Below are 19,673 nucleotides of genomic sequence, written 5' to 3' on the forward strand. Positions count from 1 at the left end.
GAGCAATGCAGCAACTCAATCCTTCCGAAATAAGTGAAATTATCAAGGGCCGCATCGACAAGCTCGATGTGACCTCCCAAGCCCGTAACGAAGGCACAGTCGTCAGCGTATCTGACGGTATCGTGCGGATTCACGGTCTGGCCGACGTAATGTACGGCGAGATGATCGAGTTTCCGGGCGGCGTCTTCGGTATGGCTCTCAACCTCGAGCAAGACTCTGTAGGTGCCGTAGTTTTGGGCTCCTACCAGTCTCTGGCTGAAGGCATGAGCGCCAAGTGCACCGGTCGCATCCTCGAAGTTCCGGTTGGTAAGGAACTGCTGGGTCGCGTAGTCGACGCACTGGGTAACCCTGTTGACGGCAAAGGTCCACTGGGCAACACCGAGACCGACGCGGTCGAGAAAGTTGCTCCAGGCGTGATCTGGCGTAAGTCGGTAGACCAGCCTGTACAGACTGGCTACAAGGCTGTCGATGCCATGATCCCTGTCGGCCGTGGCCAGCGTGAGCTGATCATCGGTGACCGTCAGATCGGTAAAACCGCTCTGGCGATCGACGCGATCATCAACCAGAAAAACAGCGGTATTTTCTGCGTTTACGTAGCGATCGGTCAGAAGCAATCGACCATCGCCAACGTGGTTCGCAAGCTGGAAGAAAACGGCGCACTGGCTAACACCATTGTTGTCGCGGCGAGCGCTTCGGAATCTGCAGCACTGCAATTCCTGGCACCGTACTCCGGTTGCACCATGGGTGAATTCTTCCGCGACCGCGGTGAAGACGCGCTGATCGTTTATGACGATCTGTCCAAGCAAGCAGTGGCTTACCGCCAGATTTCCCTGCTGCTGCGCCGTCCACCAGGCCGTGAAGCTTACCCAGGCGACGTGTTCTATCTCCACTCCCGTCTGCTGGAGCGCGCATCCCGCGTTTCGGAAGAATACGTAGAGAAGTTCACCAACGGCGCAGTGACCGGCAAAACCGGTTCCCTGACCGCACTGCCGATCATCGAAACCCAGGCTGGCGACGTTTCCGCGTTCGTTCCGACCAACGTGATTTCCATCACCGACGGTCAGATCTTCCTGGAATCGGCCATGTTCAACTCCGGGATCCGTCCTGCAGTGAACGCCGGTGTTTCGGTATCCCGTGTGGGTGGTGCCGCTCAGACCAAGATCATCAAGAAGCTCTCCGGTGGTATCCGTACCGCTCTGGCTCAGTACCGTGAACTGGCGGCATTCGCCCAGTTCGCTTCTGACCTGGACGAAGCGACCCGTAAGCAACTTGAGCATGGTCAGCGCGTTACCGAGCTGATGAAGCAGAAGCAATACGCACCAATGTCGATCGCTGACATGGCGCTGTCGCTGTATGCCGCTGAGCGTGGGTTCCTGACTGACATTGAAATCGCCAAGATCGGCAGCTTCGAACAAGCGCTGATTGCTTTCTTCAACCGCGATCACGCCGATTTGATGGCCAAGATCAACGTTAAGGGTGACTTCAATGACGAAATCGACGCTGGCATGAAAGCCGGTATCGAGAAGTTCAAGGCCACCCAAACCTGGTAAGCCGCAGCGGGAGCCGCAAGGCTCCCGCTTGCTAACCTGATAGGTGTTACATGGCAGGCGCAAAAGAGATTCGCAGTAAGATTGCGAGCATCAAAAGCACGCAAAAGATTACCAGCGCCATGGAAAAAGTGGCGGTCAGTAAAATGCGCAAGGCACAAATGCGCATGGCTGCTAGCCGTCCTTACGCGGAGCGCATCCGCCAGGTTATTGGTCATTTGGCCAACGCCAACCCGGAATATCGCCACCCGTTCATGATCGACCGCGCCATCAAGCGCGTGGGTTATGTCGTGGTGAGCAGTGACCGTGGTTTGTGTGGTGGCTTGAACACCAACCTGTTCAAGGCCCTGGTCAAGGACATGGCGGTAAACCGTGAAAACGGCGTCGAGATCGATCTGTGTGTTGTTGGTAGCAAGGGTGCGGCTTTCTTCCGTAACTTCGGCGGTAACGTCGTAGCAGCTATCAGCCACCTGGGTGAAGAACCGTCGATCAATGACCTGATCGGCAGCGTCAAGGTGATGCTGGATGCCTACCTCGATGGTCGTATCGACCGTCTGAGCGTTGTGTCCAACAAGTTCATCAACACCATGACGCAACAGCCTACCGTGGAGCAGTTGATTCCATTGGTGGCAACCCCGGATCAAAACCTCAAGCACCACTGGGATTATCTGTACGAACCGGACGCCAAAGAGCTGCTTGACGGCTTGATGGTCCGTTACGTGGAGTCGCAGGTCTACCAGGCGGTGGTCGAGAACAACGCGGCTGAACAAGCTGCGCGGATGATCGCGATGAAGAACGCTACCGACAACGCCGGTGATTTGATCAGCGATTTGCAGCTGATCTACAACAAGGCGCGTCAGGCTGCGATCACCCAAGAGATCTCGGAAATCGTCGGCGGCGCTGCCGCGGTTTAACGGTTCAAATATTCAGAGGATCCAGCTATGAGTAGCGGACGTATCGTTCAAATCATCGGCGCCGTTATCGACGTGGAATTTCCACGCGACAGCGTACCGAGCATCTACAACGCGCTGAAAGTTGTAAGCGCGGCTGAAACCACCCTGGAAGTTCAGCAGCAGCTGGGCGACGGCGTGGTTCGTACCATTGCGATGGGTTCCACCGAGGGCTTGAAGCGCGGTCTGGAAGTTACCGACTCTGGCGCAGCCATCTCCGTACCGGTCGGTAAAGCGACCCTGGGCCGGATCATGGACGTTCTGGGTAACCCGATCGACGAAGCTGGCCCGATCGACACCGAAGAGCGCTGGGGCATTCACCGTCCTGCGCCATCCTTCGCTGAACAAGCAGGCGGCAACGACCTGCTGGAAACCGGGATCAAGGTAATCGACCTGGTTTGCCCGTTCGCCAAGGGCGGTAAAGTTGGTCTGTTCGGTGGTGCCGGTGTAGGCAAAACCGTAAACATGATGGAACTGATCCGTAACATCGCCATCGAGCACAGCGGTTATTCCGTGTTCGCCGGTGTGGGTGAGCGTACTCGTGAGGGTAACGACTTCTACCACGAGATGAAGGATTCCAACGTTCTGGACAAAGTGGCACTGGTTTACGGTCAGATGAACGAGCCGCCGGGTAACCGTCTGCGCGTAGCACTGACCGGCCTGACCATGGCCGAGAAGTTCCGTGACGAAGGTAACGACGTTCTGCTGTTCGTCGACAACATCTATCGTTACACCCTGGCCGGTACTGAAGTATCCGCACTGCTGGGCCGTATGCCTTCCGCAGTAGGTTACCAGCCGACCCTGGCCGAAGAGATGGGTACTCTGCAAGAGCGCATCACTTCGACCAAAAACGGTTCGATCACCTCGATCCAAGCGGTATACGTACCTGCGGATGACTTGACTGACCCGTCGCCAGCGACCACTTTCGCCCACTTGGACGCCACCGTCGTTCTGTCCCGTGACATCGCTTCCCTGGGTATCTACCCAGCGGTCGATCCACTCGACTCGACTTCGCGCCAGCTGGACCCGAACGTGATCGGCCAGGACCACTACGACACCGCTCGCGGCGTCCAGTATGTTCTGCAGCGTTACAAAGAACTGAAGGACATCATTGCGATCCTGGGTATGGACGAGCTGTCGGAAGCCGACAAGCAGTTGGTAAACCGTGCTCGTAAGATCCAGCGTTTCTTGTCGCAGCCGTTCTTCGTGGCTGAAGTCTTCACCGGTGCATCGGGTAAATACGTTTCCCTGAAAGACACCATTGCAGGCTTCAAAGGCATCCTCAACGGTGACTACGACCACCTGCCAGAACAAGCGTTCTACATGGTCGGCGGCATCGAAGAAGCGATCGAGAAAGCCAAAAAACTGTAACCCTGGCGCCCGGCAACGGGCGCACATTAGGTTGAGGCAATCAGATGGCTATGACAGTCCATTGCGATATCGTCAGCGCGGAAGGGGAAATCTTCTCCGGTCTGGTCGAGATGGTGATTGCGCACGGTGCACTCGGTGATCTTGGTATCGCCATGGGTCACGCGCCGTTGCTCACCAATCTCAAACCAGGTCCGATTCGCCTGATCAAGCAGGGCGGGGAAGAGGAGGTGTTCTACATCTCCGGCGGTTTCCTCGAGGTTCAGCCGAACAAGGTCGAAGTACTTGCCGATACCGTGCAACGTGCTGCTGATCTGGATGAAGCTTCTGCTCAGCAAGCCGTCAAGGCTGCCGAGAAAGCCTTGCATGAACGTGGCGCCGAGTTCGATTACGGTTCTGCTGCTGCACGTCTGGCCGAGGCGACAGCTCAGCTGCGCACCGTTCAGCAGATCCGCAAGAAGTTCGGCCACTAACAGGCCATCACTTGTTGCGCGATTGATTAAAAAGGGTAGCCTCGGCTACCCTTTTTTCTTTTCCGATTTTCATCACCTGGTCGCAGTTGCTGACCACCCAGGAATGGTAGCCAGTCATGTCTCTAGAAATCGTTATCCTCGCTGCCGGCCAAGGCACTCGCATGCGTTCGGCGTTGCCCAAGGTTCTGCACCCGATTGCCGGCAACTCGATGCTTGGCCATGTTATCCACAGCGCCCGGCAACTCGACCCACAGCGCATTCACGTAGTGATCGGCCACGGCGCCGACGCTGTGCGCGATCGCCTGGCGGCGGATGATCTGAATTTCGTCCTGCAAGACAAGCAACTGGGCACCGGGCATGCCGTGGCGCAGGCCGTTCCTTTCATCAAGTCCGATACCGTGCTGATCCTTTACGGTGATGTGCCGCTGATCGAAGTGGAAACCCTGCAACGCCTGCTGAAAAAAGTCGAGCCGCAGCAACTGGGCCTGCTCACCGTTGAACTGGACGACCCGACTGGTTACGGGCGCATCGTGCGTGACGCCGACGGCAAGGTTACCGCCATCGTCGAGCAGAAAGACGCCAACGACGCCCAGCGCGCAATCACCGAAGGCAACACCGGCATTCTGGCCGTGCCGTTCGAGCGTTTGGGCGACTGGATGAGCCGTCTCTCCAACAACAACGCGCAAGGCGAGTATTACCTGACTGACGTGATTGCGATGGCAGTCAGCGATGGTCTGGTGGTGGCCACCGAACAGCCGCACGACGCCATGGAAGTGCAGGGCGCCAACGATCGCAAGCAGCTTTCCGAGCTCGAGCGTCACTACCAACTGCGCGCCGGCCGTCGTTTGATGGCGCAAGGCGTCACGCTTCGCGACCCGGCACGCTTCGATGTACGCGGTGAAGTCAGCGTCGGTCGCGACGTACTGATCGACATCAACGTGATCCTCGAAGGCAAAGTCGTCATCGAAGATGACGTGGTCATCGGTCCGAACTGCGTGATCAAGGACAGCACCCTGCGCAAAGGCGTGGTGATCAAGGCCAACAGTCACATTGAAGGCGCGATTCTCGGCGAGGGCAGCGATGCTGGTCCGTTCGCGCGTCTGCGTCCGGGCACCGTGCTCGAAGCGCGCGCGCATGTGGGTAACTTCGTCGAACTGAAAAACGCCCATCTGGGCGAAGGCGCCAAGGCCGGTCACCTGACTTACCTGGGCGACGCCGAAGTCGGCGCGCGCACCAACATCGGCGCGGGCACCATCACTTGCAACTACGATGGCGCGAACAAGTGGAAAACCGTGTTGGGTGAAGACGTGTTCATCGGCTCCAACAATTCGCTGGTCGCGCCTGTGGATATCTCCAGCGGCGCAACCACGGCGGCCGGTTCGACCATTACGCAAAATGTGGATAACGCTCAATTGGCGGTCGGTCGCGCACGTCAGCGCAACATCGATGGCTGGAAGCGTCCGGAGAAAATCAAAAAGAGCTGAGTTATCCACAGCTCAGGTTTTATCCCCCGCTGAAATAACCTCGAAGAAACAGCTGGCTAACAGTCGAGTGGCACATGCCACTCGGCTTCCAGCGGTGTCACCGGTAACCCGCGTGCAGCGATTTTATACAGCACGCGCAGGCCGCCATTCGATCGCTGCAACAGCCGCGTCGACCCGATAATCCACGCCACCCCGGCGTGCGAGACCTTTACAGGTCTGGTTGGATTTTTATGGACGTTGTGCAACGTCAATAACGCCAATCCGATGTTCCACAACATGAAACGCCGAATGCCCGCATGCCTGCCAGGGATGAGCAGCGCGTAGTCCAGTGCCCGTTGCAAATGCGAGTGGGCGGTACCGATCAGCTCATCAACCGCCTGCGCGTAGACCATTTCATTGGGTGCGGATTGCACTTGCGCCAACTCGACGCCGTGCCTGGCCAGCAAGTCTTGCGGCAGCCAACTGATCCCGCGTTTACGGTCGTCCGCCTGATCCTTGAGGATATTGGCCAATTGCAAACCCATGCCGAACGACAGGGCCAAGTGATGCAGCTTGGTTTTGTGCGCTAACAGCGTCGGGTCGTAATCGATGAACAGATCGGTCAGCAGCGTTCCGACAACGCCGGCCACGCAATAACAATAACGGTCGAGTTGCTGGTGAGTGGCCAAGCCCTGAACCCCGGCATTCTCCTGAAACTCGCTCATGCCTTCGGTCATCACCTTCACGCAATCAAAGATCGCCGCGCGATGCGAAGCCTTCAGGCTGTGGAACAAGCTCAACACCTCAGGCAGGTGCCGGACCAGATCGCGTTCAGCCAGCGGCGTCTGTTCTGTCAGTTGCTCGCTTAAGTCTTCGCTGAAACGCCGGGCCTCCGCGCCACCGGCTAACGCATTGAGGAACCCGTCTTCGTAATGGTGTTTCTGCCGAACGCTGAGCCCAGGCTCGTCTTCGATGGTGTCGGCAATCCGGCACAGCAAATACGCATTGGCGACAGCGGGGTAGAGCTCGGCGGGCAGTTGCGGGATGGTCAGGGCAAAGGTGCGCGACACTTGCGTGAGGATTTGATCCTGGTAAACCACCGGATCAATCTGCAAACCGGCTTGTGCGCGGGATTTCCAGTGTTCGAGCGCGCACGCCGGGGCCAGCAGGATGGTCTTGAACCACACGGTAAACGCTTGCGGCTCGGCGTCGATCCAGCGCAGTAATTCCGCGGTTTCGATCCAGCGCGCCTGCGCCGCTTCTTCGGGATTGAGCTGCAGTTCACCGTCAAAGCGGCCGATGTAAATGTGATCGAACTCGTGCTCGATCAGATCGCCCGGCACTTCAGCCTTGTAGATCAGGGTCGTGACTTCCTCCAGCACGCAATCAAAACCCATCTCCTCGCCGAGCCGGCGATGCGCCGCTTGCGCGGTGGTTTCGCCCGGGCGCGGATGGCCACAGCATGAATTGGTCCACAGCCCGGCCGAGTGATATTTGCTCTGCGCGCGTTGTTGCAGAAGCAAACGCCCGTGGCGGTCGAAGATGAACAGCGAAAACGCGCGATGCATCAGCCCTTCACGGTGAATTGCCATTTTGTGGCCAGTGCCGATTTGCTGATCGTTCTGATCCACCAGTATCAGGGACTCTTCCATGGCTTCAATCCACCTCAAACGCTGAAATCCGGGCCAGCAGCACGCGGTCGCGAGCGGGAGCCAATAACGTGCAGTACAACCCATCGCCGCAGGTCTGCCAATCTTAAACGGCGCTTGACGAAGTTTCGCCAATAGGTTTTGATTGCTTCCGTTATCTTTCGAATCGAAACTTAGTAGCCAATGTCCAAGCGCAATACACCTCAACGTCGCCACAACATCCTCGCCTTGCTCAATGAGCAGGGCGAAGTCAGTGTCGACGAGTTGGCCAAGCGTTTCGAAACCTCGGAAGTGACGGTTCGCAAAGACCTCGCCGCCCTTGAAAGCCATGGGCTGCTACTGCGCCGTTACGGTGGCGCGGTGACGATGCCACAGGAATTGGTGGCGGATCTCGGTCAACCGATTTCCAAATACAAACAAGCCATCGCTCGCGCCGCTGTCACGCGGATTCGCGAGCATGCGCGAATCATCATCGACAGCGGCAGCACCACCGCCGCGATGATCCCGGAACTGGGGCAACAACCCGGTCTGGTGGTGATGACCAACTCCCTCAACGTGGCCAGCGCTTTGAGCGATCTGGAGCACGAGCCGGTGCTGTTGATGACCGGCGGCACGTGGGACCCGCATTCCGAGTCCTTTCAGGGGCAGGTGGCGGAGCAGGTACTACGCTCTTACGATTTCGACCAGTTGTTCATCGGTGCCGATGGCATCGATCTGGTCCGCGGCACCACGACCTTCAACGAACTGCTGGGTTTGAGCCGCGTCATGGCTGAAGTCGCCCGCGAAGTGGTGGTGATGGTCGAGGCCGACAAGATCGGCCGCAAGATTCCCAACCTGGAGCTGCCCTGGAGCAGCGTCCATACCCTTATTACCGATGATCGCCTGCCGCAAGAGGCACGGGATCAGATACAGGCTCGCGGAATCAATTTGATCCTCGCGGCTGTCAGTCAGGAGAAATAACATGTGTGGCATTGTCGGCGCAGTCGCTGAACGTAACATCACCGCCATCCTCGTCGAAGGCCTCAAGCGCCTCGAATACCGTGGTTATGACAGCGCCGGTGTGGCGGTCTTCACCAACGACGGGATCCTTGATCGCGTGCGCCGTCCGGGCAAGGTCAGCGAGCTCGATATGGCGCTGGAAGCGGCGCCTTTGGTCGGTCGTCTGGGCATCGCCCACACCCGTTGGGCCACCCACGGCGCGCCGTGCGAACGCAACGCGCACCCGCATTTCTCCGGGCAGAACCTGGCGGTCGTGCACAACGGCATCATCGAGAACCACGAAGCCCTGCGCGAACTATTGAAGGCGCAGGGTTACGTGTTCTCCTCGGACACCGACACCGAAGTCATCTCGCACTTGCTGGCGCACAAGCTCAAGGATCTGCCGGATCTGGCCACCGCACTCAAAGCCACCGTCAAAGAACTGCACGGCGCTTACGGTTTGGCAGTGATCAGTGCTGATCAGCCAGACCGTCTGGTCGCAGCACGCAGCGGCAGCCCGCTGGTGATTGGCTTGGGCATGGGCGAAAACTTCCTCGCTTCCGACCAATTGGCGCTGCGTCAGGTGACTGACCGCTTCATGTACTTGGAAGAAGGCGATATCGCCGAGATTCGCCGCGACAGCGTGCAGATCTGGGACCTAGACGGTCAACTCGTCGAGCGCGAAACCGTGCAGTACGGCGACAACGCTGAATCCGCCGAAAAAGGCGAGTTCCGTCACTACATGCTCAAGGAAATCCACGAGCAGCCTTCGGTCGTGCAACGCACGCTGGAAGGTCGCCTGAGCCAGCAACAAGTATTGGTAGAAGCGTTCGGCCCGGAAGCGCCGGAGTTGTTCGCCAAAGTGCGCAATGTGCAGATCGTTGCCTGCGGCACCAGCTACCACGCCGGTATGGTCGCGCGTTACTGGCTCGAAGAACTGGCCGGCATCCCGTGCCAGGTCGAAGTCGCCAGTGAATTCCGCTACCGCAAAGTAGTGGTGCAGCCCGACTCGCTGTTCGTGACCATTTCGCAGTCCGGCGAAACCGCCGACACCCTGGCCGCGTTGCGCAACGCCAAGGAACTGGGTTTCCTCGCCAGCCTGGCAATCTGCAACGTCGGCATCAGCTCGCTGGTGCGTGAATCCGACCTGACCCTGCTGACCCAGGCTGGCCGCGAAATCGGCGTGGCTTCGACCAAAGCCTTCACCACCCAGCTCGTCGGCCTGCTGTTGCTGACCCTGTCCCTCGGCCAAGTGCGCGGCACCCTGGCGGCGGGCATGGAAGCAACGTTGGTGGAAGAACTGCGTCGCCTGCCGACCCGTCTCGGCGAAGCCCTGGCGATGGACAGCACCGTGGAAAAAATCGCCGAACTGTTCGCCGACAAGAACCACACCCTGTTCCTTGGCCGTGGCGCGCAATACCCGGTCGCGATGGAAGGTGCCTTGAAGCTCAAGGAAATCTCCTACATCCACGCCGAAGCCTACCCGGCCGGCGAACTGAAACACGGCCCGTTGGCGCTGGTCGACAACGACATGCCAGTGGTCACGGTGGCGCCGAACAACGAACTGCTGGAGAAGCTCAAATCCAACCTCCAGGAAGTCCGCGCGCGTGGCGGCGAGCTGATCGTCTTCGCTGACGAAAAGGCTGGCATGAGCAACGGCGAAGGCACCCACGTGGTGCAGATGCCGCACATCCACGACATCCTGTCGCCAATCCTCTACACCATCCCGTTGCAGTTGTTGTCGTACTACGTGGCGGTGTTGAAAGGTACAGATGTCGATCAGCCGCGTAACTTGGCCAAGTCGGTGACTGTGGAATAAGTTATCCACAGCTGATGCCGAAACAAAAAAAACCGCAGCGTTGGCTGCGGTTTTTTTTGCTGTGAAATCCAGGTGTGAGCTACCTCAAGTCCACCAATACCGAACCAGATGAAAGAAGATCGGTGCCGCGAAACACACCGAGTCCAGCCGATCCAGCATCCCGCCGTGACCTTCGCAGTCATGTGTCAGGACGGAGGGCATCTCCTTGACTACGAATCGTGATTACTCCAAGGCTACCTAGTGTTCGACAATCTCAATCCAGTCCACTGATTATGATTTTTTAAAGATTTCCTGAGCGTCACAATCTCTGCGTAGGACCCTTCCCGTGCCCATCAAAGAGATGATGCTTCGCCATCACAAGTGATTTCCGTATATGGCAGAAGACATCACGGAGCTTCGTCTTGGAGGGATCATTGAATTTCGTGAGCTTTCATTTAGAGCTTAGCGGGTTCTACGAGTCGTCAGACCTACGGATCCTCAAGCTGAGATTCACGTTGAAGGCGCGCTTTCGTAGTTGAAGTAATTATGCAAGTTAGGGTAATGTCAGAAAGCCAGCCTCCAAGCACACTGCATAGGAGTTTGCAATTTATAGGGAATTCGTATGACAGATAATATTCTCTCCAAAGATAGCGCTATGAATGACGAAGATAAAACGAGAATATCAAGCTTATGGGAAACGTTGAAAAGATATGACGTCTATATAGGCAGCGTTAATTTCAAAAGCGGCTTGCTAGCGTCCTTCAATGTGGCAGTATTTGGTGGGATTTTATTAAAGATAGAAACCGTGAATATTTACAATGGTTTATACAAATGGGTCATTCTAGCTCTTCTGGTTACTGTTTTCATAAGTACGAGCGTTGCGTTATATTGGGTAATAAAAAGCATTTGGCCAAACTTAACCAGCGCCAGTAATGCTAAGCCAGTTGATCCTTCTATGATATTCTTTGGTTCCGTTGCGAATAATTTTTCGGTCGAAAGCTTTAAGTCCACCATGGCTGAGAGATCGAGCAAGGAAATCGAAAGAGACCTCTGTGTTCAGATCCATGAAGTGGCAACCATAACTCAGCTAAAATTCCAACTTATAGCTAAGTCGACGTTGTTCTCAAAAATAACTATAATCTCACTTGTAGCGCTTGCTATTGCAACTTGCCTACACCACTTTGGAGTTGCGCTATGTCAGGGATGAAAGACGTTTTTGGCGATGTATTCTCAAACTCGAGAACTCATAAATCTTTTGATCGGAGTTTAAATGATGCAGCTTTAGGAGGATTGGAAAACTACGTTACTGAATCAATATCTGCAGGCAATAATTTTCCGATTCGCGATTTTGATGTTAACGAAAAAATTCGTGAACTCTTTGGGAAGCGGATATTGAGCAAAACAAAAATAGGCGGACACCCCGATTTTGACGAATTAGCGAAGAGCAAATCTATTTCTAATGGATACGTCACCACGTTGTTTATGGATATAAAAGGGTCTACTCGGCTGGGCGTTATATATGATTTGGAGAAAGTTTTTTTCTATAAAAATACGATTATCAAGTGTGCAATAGAATGCATTCAGGCTTTTGATGGACATGTACATAGAATTATGGGAGATGCGGTTTTAGCCTTTTTTCGAAGCGACGGCAGTAGCCCCCGAGATTCAGCAATAGACGCTATTAACTGCGGAACATACCTTGTCCAATTCATGAAAGATATCGTTCAGCCCGAAATTCAAAATTTTGGACTAGACGAAGATATTGGTATACGTATCGGTATCGATTACGGACCGCACGATAAAGTGCTCTGGGGAATGTATGGTTATCCAGGTGTTTCAGAAGTCACTGCCACTTCATTCCATGTTGATGTAGCTGCCAAGTTACAGCAAAAAGCCCCTCGTAATCGCGTCATGCTCGGACAAAGTCTCTGTGACATGCTTGACCTTCCTAAGCCTATCATCGAGCATAAAAACGTTGGTGGCGAGCTAGAGCGATATGTGACACCCAACTATAGAACTCGTGAAAATACCCCTTTAAACTATAAGCAATATGTTTTAAATCACAAGCTATATTTTCCGCTTTTACCAAGTCCAAGAGACGAACAAAGAAAAATAAAAATAACGGCAAGTGTGAAAACAAAATATCAAACTCAGGCCGACACTGATTATCATGCTTGCTCGCGCTCAATTTACAAACCATACGGAATAACATTTAAAGCGGCATTCTTTTTGGCAGAAAACTTAACAGGCGTATCTGTAAGATTTCGTGTTGAGAACACTGGCAAGGAAGCAGCGGAAGTTAAAGAACCAATTAATGGCAACCATCACAACGATGTTTCAGCCGTACGTAGAGACTCTGGAGAATATTTTGCTTCTCACTGGGAAGATGCGTCATATACCGGGCTTCACTACATGCACGTTTCTGTCTGGCACGATGGTAGCCAAATTGCTGACGAACAGGTATTCGCGATTTTCATTGGCGAATAGCCCAAAAATTTTACGCAAACATCTCGATTCCCAATGGGTAATCACTAACGTGGCTAACCTCCTGATGTGAATCCACAAGCGCCCTTGTTAAGGAGAACGAATAGCCGATCCTTAACAGGGAATTTATTACACCTCGACATCAGGACAGTGCAGGCAACACGATATTTTCCTTCGCGGGCCAAGGTTCTGAACAGGTATAACATTTCCTCGCTTCTAAGTAGTGACGTTTTCCTACTTCAATTAGCTCTTTTTCTGACGACGAAAACTTCTTTTGGATTCATGAATTAGGATACTGACCATATTTAAAGAAATCGCAGTCTTGACTGCTGATCAGCCGAGCGCCAGCACTCGAATCTCTTCATTTTTTATCTGATTAACGTTATTGACTTCGATATTGAGAGAGCAGACCCTTGCCGTTGTTTCGGCTAGGACAACGTCGCACCGAAAAACGTGAATTAGCAGATCCTATATGAATTGTCACGAACCTACGACCAGGTCCAAACGTTGAGCCTGTTCCGCGGTTGAGCCCCAGCTACCGCCGAGTTATAAAACTGGAGAACTCATGGCCAATCCCTATCGCGAACTTCTGACCGCTCCAGGCGTTATGGGGTTAGTAGTCGCGAGCTCCATCGCTCGTCTCCCGCAAGCAATGATTGGTATCGGCATCATTACGATGCTGGTCCAGCAAACTGGTCTCTACTGGCTGGCGGGCTCGGTTGCAGGCACTTTTACTTTGGCTAATGCGCTGGTTGGCCCACAGGTCTCCAAACTCGTGGACCGGCGAGGCCAAAGTCGCGTGCTTCCATGGGTGACTGCCTTCAGCATCGGCATGCTGCTTGCGTTGATCTTTGCGGTTTATATGAGAGCGCCGGCATCTGTCCTGTTTGTTCTTGCCGCGTTGGCGGGAACGATGCCGAGCATGCCGGCGATGATCCGAGCGCGCTGGACTCAGCTCTTCCGGGGCAAACCGCAACTACACACGGCGTTCTCCCTTGACACCGTTTTGACCGAACTGGCCTTCATCATTGGTCCGCCGCTGGCCATTGGTTTGAGCACCAGTTTTTTCGCTGAAGCCGGGCCGCTGGTTGCCGTTATATTGCTGATTATTGGCGTGGCTGCTTTTCTCATGCAGCGGAAAACGGAACCCGCAGTGGTCGTCGATATGAAGAGAAGCGCCGACTCGACATTACGTATCCCCGGCCTTCGCATTATCGTTCTGGCGCTGTTGGCGATGGGCGTGATTGGCGGTTCGATCGACGTCGCGGTTGTAGCCTTTGCCACAGAACAAGGGTGGCCAACCTCTGCCAGTTTCATCCTGGCAGCCTATGCGCTCGGCTCAATGATTGCTGGGCTTACCTTTGGCGCGTTAAGGGTGTCCATGGCAATTGAGAAGCAATTTCTGATCGGCATAGTGGTGACGGCCGTGACCGCGGTATTACCGGTCCTTTCGCCGGACGTGTATTTCCTGGCGGCAATGCTCTTTGTGGCGGGCGTGTCTTTCGCGCCAACGATGGTCATCGTGATGAATCTCGGAACGATCATCGTTCCAGCGTCCAGGCTCACCGAAGGGCTGACATGGATGACCACCGGAATCAGCATCGGCGTTGCGCTCGGTGGTGTATTAGCGGGGGTGATCATCGACGCTTTCGGTGCGCGCGCGGGTTTCGGAGTGCCCATCGCTGCGGGGCTGGTGATGGTCATTATTGTACTGTCAGGTTTGGGGACGCTCCGTGCTACCTCAACCAATTACGCAGAGCCGACTTTCCAGTAACGACCGCTTGGAGAAAAAAACCGCAGCATTGGCTGCGGTTTTTTTTACTGTGAAATAACGAATCGAGCTACCTCAAGTCCACCAATACCGAACCAGATGAAAGAAGATCGGTGCCGCGAAACACACCGAGTCCAGCCGATCCAGCATCCCGCCGTGACCTTCGATCATGTGGCCCCAATCCTTCACGCCGCGATCGCGTTTGATCGCCGACATGACGATCCCGCCGGCAAAGCCGAGCAAGTTGATCAGCAGTGCAATCAGGAACGACTGCCACGGGTTGAACGGGGTGGTCCACCACAGCGCTGCGCCGATCAATGAGGACAGGAGCACGCCGCCGACGAAGCCTTCGACGGTTTTCGAGGGCGACAGGTTGGGGGCGATTTTGTGTTTGCCGAACAACTTGCCGCACACGTACTGCAACACGTCGGACAGTTGCACGACGATCACCAAATAGGCGATCAGCAGCAGGTTGCGTCCTTCGTAACCGGCGATGTCGAGGGTCAGCAGCGCCGGCACGAACGACACGCAGAACACCGCGATCATCAGGCCCCACTGCACTTTCGAGGCGCGTTCGAGGAAGTGTGTGCTGTCGCCGCCGAGCGAGGCGAGGATTGGCAGCAGCAGGAATACGTAGACCGGAATGAAGATCGAAAACAGTCCGTACCAGTCGAAATAGATCAGCAAATATTGCAGCGGCAACGCCAGATAAAACGCGGCGACGAGCGCCGGGTAATCGCTGCGGCGCGTCGGCGTGAGCGTGAGGAATTCGCGCAACGCGTAAAACGACACGGCGTAGAACAGCAGGATCACCGCGCCGGTGCCGAGCCAGAAGGCGATGCCGATCACCACCACCATCACCCACCAGGCGTTGATGCGCGCATTGAGGTTTTCCACCACGGCGTTCGGCGTGCCGCGAGTGCGCAGTTTGAGGATCAGGCCGATCACCGAGGCCAGCACCAGAATCAGGCCGATCCCGCCGAACAGCATCAGGGTTTGTCTATCCATGTCAGGAATGCTCCGGGGCGAGGGCCAGCAGCGCTTCGCGGCTGCGGGTGAGGAATTGCTCTTTGCTCTCGTCCGCGTCCAATTGCAGCGGCGCGCCGAAACTGGTGGTGCACAGCAGCGGCAGCGGCAGCACGCGGCCCTTGGGCATGACGCGATTGAGGTTGGCGATCCACACCGGGATCAGTTGCGCCTGTGGGTAACTTTTCGCCAAGTGATACACGCCGCTTTTGAACGGCAGCAGACCGTCCTCAAGATTGCGTGTGCCTTCGGGGAAGATGATCAGCGAGTGACCTTGCTCCAGCGCATCGAGCATTGGCTGCAACGGGTTATCCACAGGGTCTTTGCGCTCGCGGTCGATCAGCACGCCGTTGAACACGCGGCTGATGATGTAGCGGCGCAGCGCACTTTTGTTCCAGTAATCGCTGCCGGCCACCGGGCGCGTGAGTTTGCGCAGGGCGGGTGGCAGCGAGGCCCACAGCAGCACGAAGTCGCCGTGACTGCTGTGGTTGGCGAAATAAATCCGCTGCACCGGTTCTGGCGCGCAGCCCATCCACAGGCTGCGAGCGCCGGTGACGGTGCGGGCCATGGAGGTGATGAGGGTGGCGACCACGGGTTCGAACATAACGATTTCCTTATCCGGCGAAAGACAGCCAAGGGCTGGCCAGGATTACCGCCACGGTGGGCAGCACCTGCGCGGCGAGTAGGACAGCTTGATTGCGCAGCAGTTTCAGCGCCCCGCGTTGACGTTCCGGCCAAGGTCGACCGGCGCGTTCCGCCGGTTGCAGACCCAGGTTTTGCAGGGCTTGATCGAGCGCTGAAGTGCGCTGCGCCAACGCCAACGCCTGAGCATCGGCATCGGCACCGCCATCGCGCGCCATCAACGCAAAAAGATCAGCGTCGAAGGCGACCCGAAACGCCCAGTATTTTTGCCACAGCCCGGTAACGATCAGCCAAACACTGAGGATCAACCCCAGCGCCAACGGCGTAACCAGCAGCCATTGCAGCAGACCGAACAACACACCGAGCAGCGTCAGCCCTGTGGATAACTGATCCAGCGAACGGCCGTGACGCAGCAGGCTGGCGACCACCTGCAATTCGACCTCAACTGGCATACGCGTTCTCCAGTGCCTGGCGATGCGCCGGGTGCAACACCACGCGCGGGCGGGCGGCTTGAATCATCGCCACTGCGGCATCGACCGAGGTCGCGCGGCCGCTGTGCAACAACCACGCGGCAACCGCTGTGGCGCTGCGCGAATAACCCAAAGCGCAGCACACCAGCAACGGGCCTTGCTGACGCAATTGTTCGATAGCTTGCGCGGCGGCCAGGCATTGCTCGGCGCTGGGCGCAGTCAGGTCGAGGACCGGGAGGCTTTTATAGGCGCGGCCCTGTGGATTCAGCGGCAGCTCGGAGCACAGATCGACTATCGCTTTGAAGGGCTGCAATTGATCACCATCGGGCAAACGGCCGAGCCAAACGTTATCCACAACCTCGTTAGGCTGTGGATGTTTGTACGTCCACAACCGCGAGTTGATCCACGCCGCCGCCGTATAGGGCGCAAACAACCAGCGCGCGGCAGGGCTCAAACGCCCATCGGCGCGTTTCTGAAAACCGTCGGCGTCGAGCACCGCGTAATTCAGCGCCACCAGCAACAACGCCACCGCCGGCCAGATCAGCCACAACCAACCGCCGCCTAAACCAAACGCCGGGATTGCGAAAATCGCAGCGCCGAACAAATAACGCAGCGCCAGCCGCCAGCGCTTCGGGTCTTTGGCCAGACGCACACTGCGCAGCGGGCTCGGGTGTTCCAGCGGCCACAGCCAAACGCACAGCCAACCGGCGAGGGCGCCTGTGGGTAAGTCGATAAAGTGATGTTGATAAGTGGTCAGCACCGAAATGCCGATCAGCGCGAACCAGCCATGCACCAGCCAGCGCCATACGCCCTGGGAATGGCGTTGGTAGATGACCCACAGAATCACCAGCAGCGCGATGTGCAGCGACGGCGCCTGATTGAACGGTTTGTCGAAACCGGCCAGCACCGCGAACAGCCAACCAAACACGCCGTCGAGTTCCGGCCGCTCGAAAGTGAAACGCAGCGGCCAGATCAGGAAGCAACTGACCGCGATCACCTGCGCGCTGAGCAGCCGCAACGCGTGGCGTTTGAGTTCGTGGCGCGTGTTGGGCAACAGCAGCGAAAATCCGTAGAGCAGGTCAATCGTCCAGTAGGGCACGATGGTCCACGCCCAGAAAGGCATGGCCGTTTCCCACTCGAACACGTACGTGCCGACGTCGCTGCGCTGGGTGGTGTACCACGTGGCAAAACCGTAACTGGCGAAAAACAGCGGCGCCAGCACCAGCAGCCAGAGCACCGCCGGTTTCAGTAAGCCTGGCTCTCTTGGGGCGTCGAGCATCATTGCACCCGTTGCGCGAGGGACACGGTGAAGATCCCCCATTCATCCACCCGTTGCGTGATCTTGCGGAAACCCGCCGCTTCGACCAATTGGTCCATTTCCGCTTGGCTGCGCCGACGCATCACCCACGCCTGGCCCTGACGGTGGCTGGTGAGCGCGCGGGCAATCAGCTCCAATTGCGGGTGCCACGGCTGCCCGGTGTAAACCAGATAACCGCCGGGTTCCACGGCTTCGGCAAGACCTGCCAGCGAACCGCCGACCATCGCGTTGTCGGCGAACAATTCATACAAACCGGAAACCACTGCCAACGTCGGTTTAGGCTCAAGCGCCGCCAGATCAGCGCGGTCAAAGGCGTCGCCCTTCACAAACTGCGCGATGTCGCCCAAGCCTTTATCGCGGATCAGCGCACCGCCGTCGCACACGTTGATGTCGCTGTAATCGCGCAACAGGATCGATTCCGGCAGCGGACTGACGCCTTGCAGCGCTTCAAGAATGTAGCGCCCGTGACCCGCGGCGATGTCGACGATGCGCACCGGGCGACCTTCGTCGCGCAGTTTGCCCATGGTCAGGCGCAGCAGTTCTTCGACGTTGAGTTTGCGTTGGCGAATGCCGCGCCAGCCGATCGAGTTCAGGTAGTTCTGATCGATCATCCGCCCGAGCCCGCCCTTGCCGGTCGGCTGGTTGCGATAGACGTAATCCAGAGTGCTGCCGGAGTCGAAACCGGTGTCGAACCCGAGTTTCACGCCTTCCGACAATTTGCTGCCCAGGCGCATGCTGGCGCGGGTCATGCGCCAGTACAGGTCGCGCAACGAGTTGTGCGGCAGCGGCGCGGCGAGGGATTCGGATTCGGCGCAGGTCAGGCCGATCTTGTCAGCGTCGAGCAAGGATGCGCGGTCCAGCGGGTAGTCGAAGTTTTGCAGGATGAAACGTTTGGCGCTGGCCACCGCCACGGCGCGATCACGTTCGCCGAGGGTGTCGTGGAAGAAGCCCGGCAGGATGTGTTTCTCTTTTTTCAGGCTGCCGAGGCGCTCGAAGAACTGTTCCTGCGGTTTGCGGTGGACGACGAAGTCCGAGCCGGAGATCAGCAGTTGCGTCGGCACCTGGATCGCCTGGGCATCGGCCACCACGCGGTCGGCGGCTTCGTACAAGCCCAGCAACACGTTCACCGAAATCGCCTTGGTGATCAGCGGATCGCTGTCGTAGGAGGCGACGCGTTCCGGGTCGTGGCTGAGGAATTTGGCTTTCACGTAGCTGTTGACGAAAAAGTTGCCGCGAAACTTGCGCATCAGCCCCAGGCCCGAACGCGCAAACGGCACGTAGAGCTTGACCTTGAACGCGGGCGAAGCGAGCACCAGCGAGCGGATACGCGGCGCGTAATCGTGAACCCAGGTCGAAACAATCACCGCGCCGACGCTCTGCGCGATCACCGCCATGTTCTCTTCGGCAATCTGGTGAGTCGCGCTCAGGTGATCGCAGAAGGTCTGCACGTCACGCACGCTGGTGGCGAAGCTCGGGCTGTCGCCGCGCGCGCCGGGCGACTGGCCGTGGCCGCGCGCATCCCAGGCAAAAAAGTCGAAACCGGGCAGGTCGAGTTCATCGACCAGGTGGGCGATACGCCCGGAATGCTCGTGGCCGCGATGGAACAGCAGCACAGCTTTGCGCGGCTCATCGGGATTGGCGGATGTGGCTGGCCAATGCCGGTAGAACAACTCAACGCCGTCGTGGGTGATGAAGGTCTGCTGCTGGGTTTCGCGCATTGCATGTTCCTTATGCTA

General features: G+C 56.8%; 16 protein-coding genes and 1 pseudogene. 10 read left to right on the top strand and 7 right to left on the bottom strand.

What is annotated here, in order from left to right; translation table 11 throughout:
• Positions 1–5 precede the first annotated feature (5 nt).
• From atpA to glmU, 5 genes are all read left to right on the top strand, one after another.
• On the top strand, positions 6–1,550 hold the full coding sequence (gene atpA / locus BI292_RS05710) for a F0F1 ATP synthase subunit alpha (RefSeq protein WP_092275730.1): 1,545 nt from the start codon (positions 6–8) through the stop codon (positions 1,548–1,550).
• A 50-nt stretch (positions 1,551–1,600) separates the two neighbouring features.
• Positions 1,601–2,461, top strand: coding sequence for a F0F1 ATP synthase subunit gamma (gene atpG, locus BI292_RS05715; RefSeq protein ID WP_092275733.1), 861 nt, complete (start codon positions 1,601–1,603; stop codon positions 2,459–2,461).
• A gap of 27 nt (positions 2,462–2,488) precedes the next feature.
• Positions 2,489–3,868, top strand: a complete 1,380-nt coding sequence (gene atpD, locus BI292_RS05720; RefSeq protein WP_092275736.1) for a F0F1 ATP synthase subunit beta — start codon at positions 2,489–2,491, stop codon at positions 3,866–3,868.
• A gap of 44 nt (positions 3,869–3,912) precedes the next feature.
• Complete coding sequence (locus BI292_RS05725) at positions 3,913–4,338, top strand: F0F1 ATP synthase subunit epsilon (protein WP_092275739.1); 426 nt, start codon at positions 3,913–3,915, stop codon at positions 4,336–4,338.
• A gap of 116 nt (positions 4,339–4,454) precedes the next feature.
• Positions 4,455–5,822: a bifunctional UDP-N-acetylglucosamine diphosphorylase/glucosamine-1-phosphate N-acetyltransferase GlmU gene (gene glmU / locus BI292_RS05730; RefSeq protein ID WP_101207262.1), complete on the top strand. Its 1,368-nt coding sequence runs from the start codon at positions 4,455–4,457 to the stop codon at positions 5,820–5,822.
• A gap of 56 nt (positions 5,823–5,878) precedes the next feature.
• Here glmU and idi read toward each other — a convergent pair whose 3' ends face one another.
• Positions 5,879–7,453 carry an isopentenyl-diphosphate Delta-isomerase gene (gene idi / locus BI292_RS05735; protein ID WP_101207263.1) on the bottom strand — a complete coding sequence of 525 codons (1,575 nt, stop codon included), beginning with the start codon at positions 7,451–7,453 and terminating at the stop codon, positions 5,879–5,881.
• Positions 7,454–7,633: 180 nt separating this feature from the next.
• On the opposite strand from idi, the gene BI292_RS05740 reads away from it, so the two are divergent.
• The gene (locus tag BI292_RS05740) at positions 7,634–8,410 is read left to right on the top strand and encodes a DeoR/GlpR family DNA-binding transcription regulator (protein WP_092275748.1); all 777 of its coding nucleotides are present in this window, start codon (positions 7,634–7,636) and stop codon (positions 8,408–8,410) included.
• A gap of 1 nt (position 8,411) precedes the next feature.
• The gene (gene glmS, locus BI292_RS05745; protein ID WP_101207264.1) at positions 8,412–10,247 is read left to right on the top strand and encodes a glutamine--fructose-6-phosphate transaminase (isomerizing); all 1,836 of its coding nucleotides are present in this window, start codon (positions 8,412–8,414) and stop codon (positions 10,245–10,247) included.
• Between the two features lie 84 nt (positions 10,248–10,331).
• Here glmS and BI292_RS05750 read toward each other — a convergent pair.
• A pseudogene (locus BI292_RS05750) lies at positions 10,332–10,430 on the bottom strand (phosphatidate cytidylyltransferase); the annotation flags it as partial.
• Positions 10,431–10,848: 418 nt separating this feature from the next.
• Between BI292_RS05750 and BI292_RS05755 the strand changes: the two are divergent.
• The 3 genes from BI292_RS05755 to BI292_RS05765 all read left to right on the top strand — a co-directional run bounded on the left by BI292_RS05755 (position 10,849) and on the right by BI292_RS05765 (position 14,484).
• The gene (locus BI292_RS05755) at positions 10,849–11,433 is read left to right on the top strand and encodes a Pycsar system effector family protein (RefSeq protein WP_101207265.1); all 585 of its coding nucleotides are present in this window, start codon (positions 10,849–10,851) and stop codon (positions 11,431–11,433) included.
• The gene (locus tag BI292_RS05760) at positions 11,421–12,713 is read left to right on the top strand and encodes an adenylate/guanylate cyclase domain-containing protein (RefSeq protein ID WP_256592616.1); all 1,293 of its coding nucleotides are present in this window, start codon (positions 11,421–11,423) and stop codon (positions 12,711–12,713) included. The genes BI292_RS05755 and BI292_RS05760 overlap by 13 nt, the downstream gene beginning before the upstream one ends.
• A gap of 562 nt (positions 12,714–13,275) precedes the next feature.
• On the top strand, positions 13,276–14,484 hold the full coding sequence (locus tag BI292_RS05765; RefSeq protein ID WP_101207266.1) for an MFS transporter: 1,209 nt from the start codon (positions 13,276–13,278) through the stop codon (positions 14,482–14,484).
• Positions 14,485–14,556: 72 nt separating this feature from the next.
• Here the strand turns inward: BI292_RS05765 and BI292_RS05770 are convergent, their stop codons facing one another.
• The 5 genes from BI292_RS05770 to BI292_RS05790 are packed head-to-tail and all read right to left on the bottom strand — an operon-like array spanning position 14,557 to position 19,655.
• Complete coding sequence (locus tag BI292_RS05770) at positions 14,557–15,489, bottom strand: phosphatidate cytidylyltransferase (protein WP_092275755.1); 933 nt, start codon at positions 15,487–15,489, stop codon at positions 14,557–14,559.
• A gap of 1 nt (position 15,490) precedes the next feature.
• Complete coding sequence (locus BI292_RS05775; RefSeq protein ID WP_092275758.1) at positions 15,491–16,111, bottom strand: 1-acyl-sn-glycerol-3-phosphate acyltransferase; 621 nt, start codon at positions 16,109–16,111, stop codon at positions 15,491–15,493.
• Between the two features lie 10 nt (positions 16,112–16,121).
• Positions 16,122–16,601: a hypothetical protein gene (locus BI292_RS05780; RefSeq protein WP_101207267.1), complete on the bottom strand. Its 480-nt coding sequence runs from the start codon at positions 16,599–16,601 to the stop codon at positions 16,122–16,124.
• A complete protein-coding gene (locus tag BI292_RS05785; protein ID WP_101207268.1) occupies positions 16,591–17,901 on the bottom strand; it encodes a phosphatase PAP2/dual specificity phosphatase family protein in 1,311 nt (436 codons plus the stop codon). The genes BI292_RS05780 and BI292_RS05785 overlap by 11 nt, the downstream gene beginning before the upstream one ends.
• A complete protein-coding gene (locus tag BI292_RS05790; protein ID WP_101207269.1) occupies positions 17,898–19,655 on the bottom strand; it encodes a bifunctional alpha/beta hydrolase/class I SAM-dependent methyltransferase in 1,758 nt (585 codons plus the stop codon). The genes BI292_RS05785 and BI292_RS05790 overlap by 4 nt, the downstream gene beginning before the upstream one ends.
• Between the last annotated feature and the right edge of the window lie 18 nt (positions 19,656–19,673).

Origin of the sequence: Pseudomonas sp. 43NM1 (assembly GCF_002836905.1) — a bacterium.
Taxonomy (GTDB): Bacteria; Pseudomonadota; Gammaproteobacteria; order Pseudomonadales; family Pseudomonadaceae; genus Aquipseudomonas; species Aquipseudomonas prosekii.

Excerpts from the sequence above, each read along its gene's own strand:
- atpA (WP_092275730.1), top strand. The coding sequence starts at position 6 with ATGCAGCAACTCAATCCTTCCGAAATAAGTGAAATTATCAAGGGCCGC.
- atpG (WP_092275733.1), top strand. The coding sequence starts at position 1,601 with ATGGCAGGCGCAAAAGAGATTCGCAGTAAGATTGCGAGCATCAAAAGC.
- atpD (WP_092275736.1), top strand. The coding sequence starts at position 2,489 with ATGAGTAGCGGACGTATCGTTCAAATCATCGGCGCCGTTATCGACGTG.
- BI292_RS05725 (WP_092275739.1), top strand. The coding sequence starts at position 3,913 with ATGGCTATGACAGTCCATTGCGATATCGTCAGCGCGGAAGGGGAAATC.
- glmU (WP_101207262.1), top strand. The coding sequence starts at position 4,455 with ATGTCTCTAGAAATCGTTATCCTCGCTGCCGGCCAAGGCACTCGCATG.
- idi (WP_101207263.1), bottom strand. The coding sequence starts at position 7,453 with ATGGAAGAGTCCCTGATACTGGTGGATCAGAACGATCAGCAAATCGGC.
- BI292_RS05740 (WP_092275748.1), top strand. The coding sequence starts at position 7,634 with ATGTCCAAGCGCAATACACCTCAACGTCGCCACAACATCCTCGCCTTG.
- glmS (WP_101207264.1), top strand. The coding sequence starts at position 8,412 with ATGTGTGGCATTGTCGGCGCAGTCGCTGAACGTAACATCACCGCCATC.
- BI292_RS05755 (WP_101207265.1), top strand. The coding sequence starts at position 10,849 with ATGACAGATAATATTCTCTCCAAAGATAGCGCTATGAATGACGAAGAT.
- BI292_RS05760 (WP_256592616.1), top strand. The coding sequence starts at position 11,421 with ATGTCAGGGATGAAAGACGTTTTTGGCGATGTATTCTCAAACTCGAGA.
- BI292_RS05765 (WP_101207266.1), top strand. The coding sequence starts at position 13,276 with ATGGCCAATCCCTATCGCGAACTTCTGACCGCTCCAGGCGTTATGGGG.
- BI292_RS05770 (WP_092275755.1), bottom strand. The coding sequence starts at position 15,489 with ATGGATAGACAAACCCTGATGCTGTTCGGCGGGATCGGCCTGATTCTG.
- BI292_RS05775 (WP_092275758.1), bottom strand. The coding sequence starts at position 16,111 with ATGTTCGAACCCGTGGTCGCCACCCTCATCACCTCCATGGCCCGCACC.
- BI292_RS05780 (WP_101207267.1), bottom strand. The coding sequence starts at position 16,601 with ATGCCAGTTGAGGTCGAATTGCAGGTGGTCGCCAGCCTGCTGCGTCAC.
- BI292_RS05785 (WP_101207268.1), bottom strand. The coding sequence starts at position 17,901 with ATGATGCTCGACGCCCCAAGAGAGCCAGGCTTACTGAAACCGGCGGTG.
- BI292_RS05790 (WP_101207269.1), bottom strand. The coding sequence starts at position 19,655 with ATGCGCGAAACCCAGCAGCAGACCTTCATCACCCACGACGGCGTTGAG.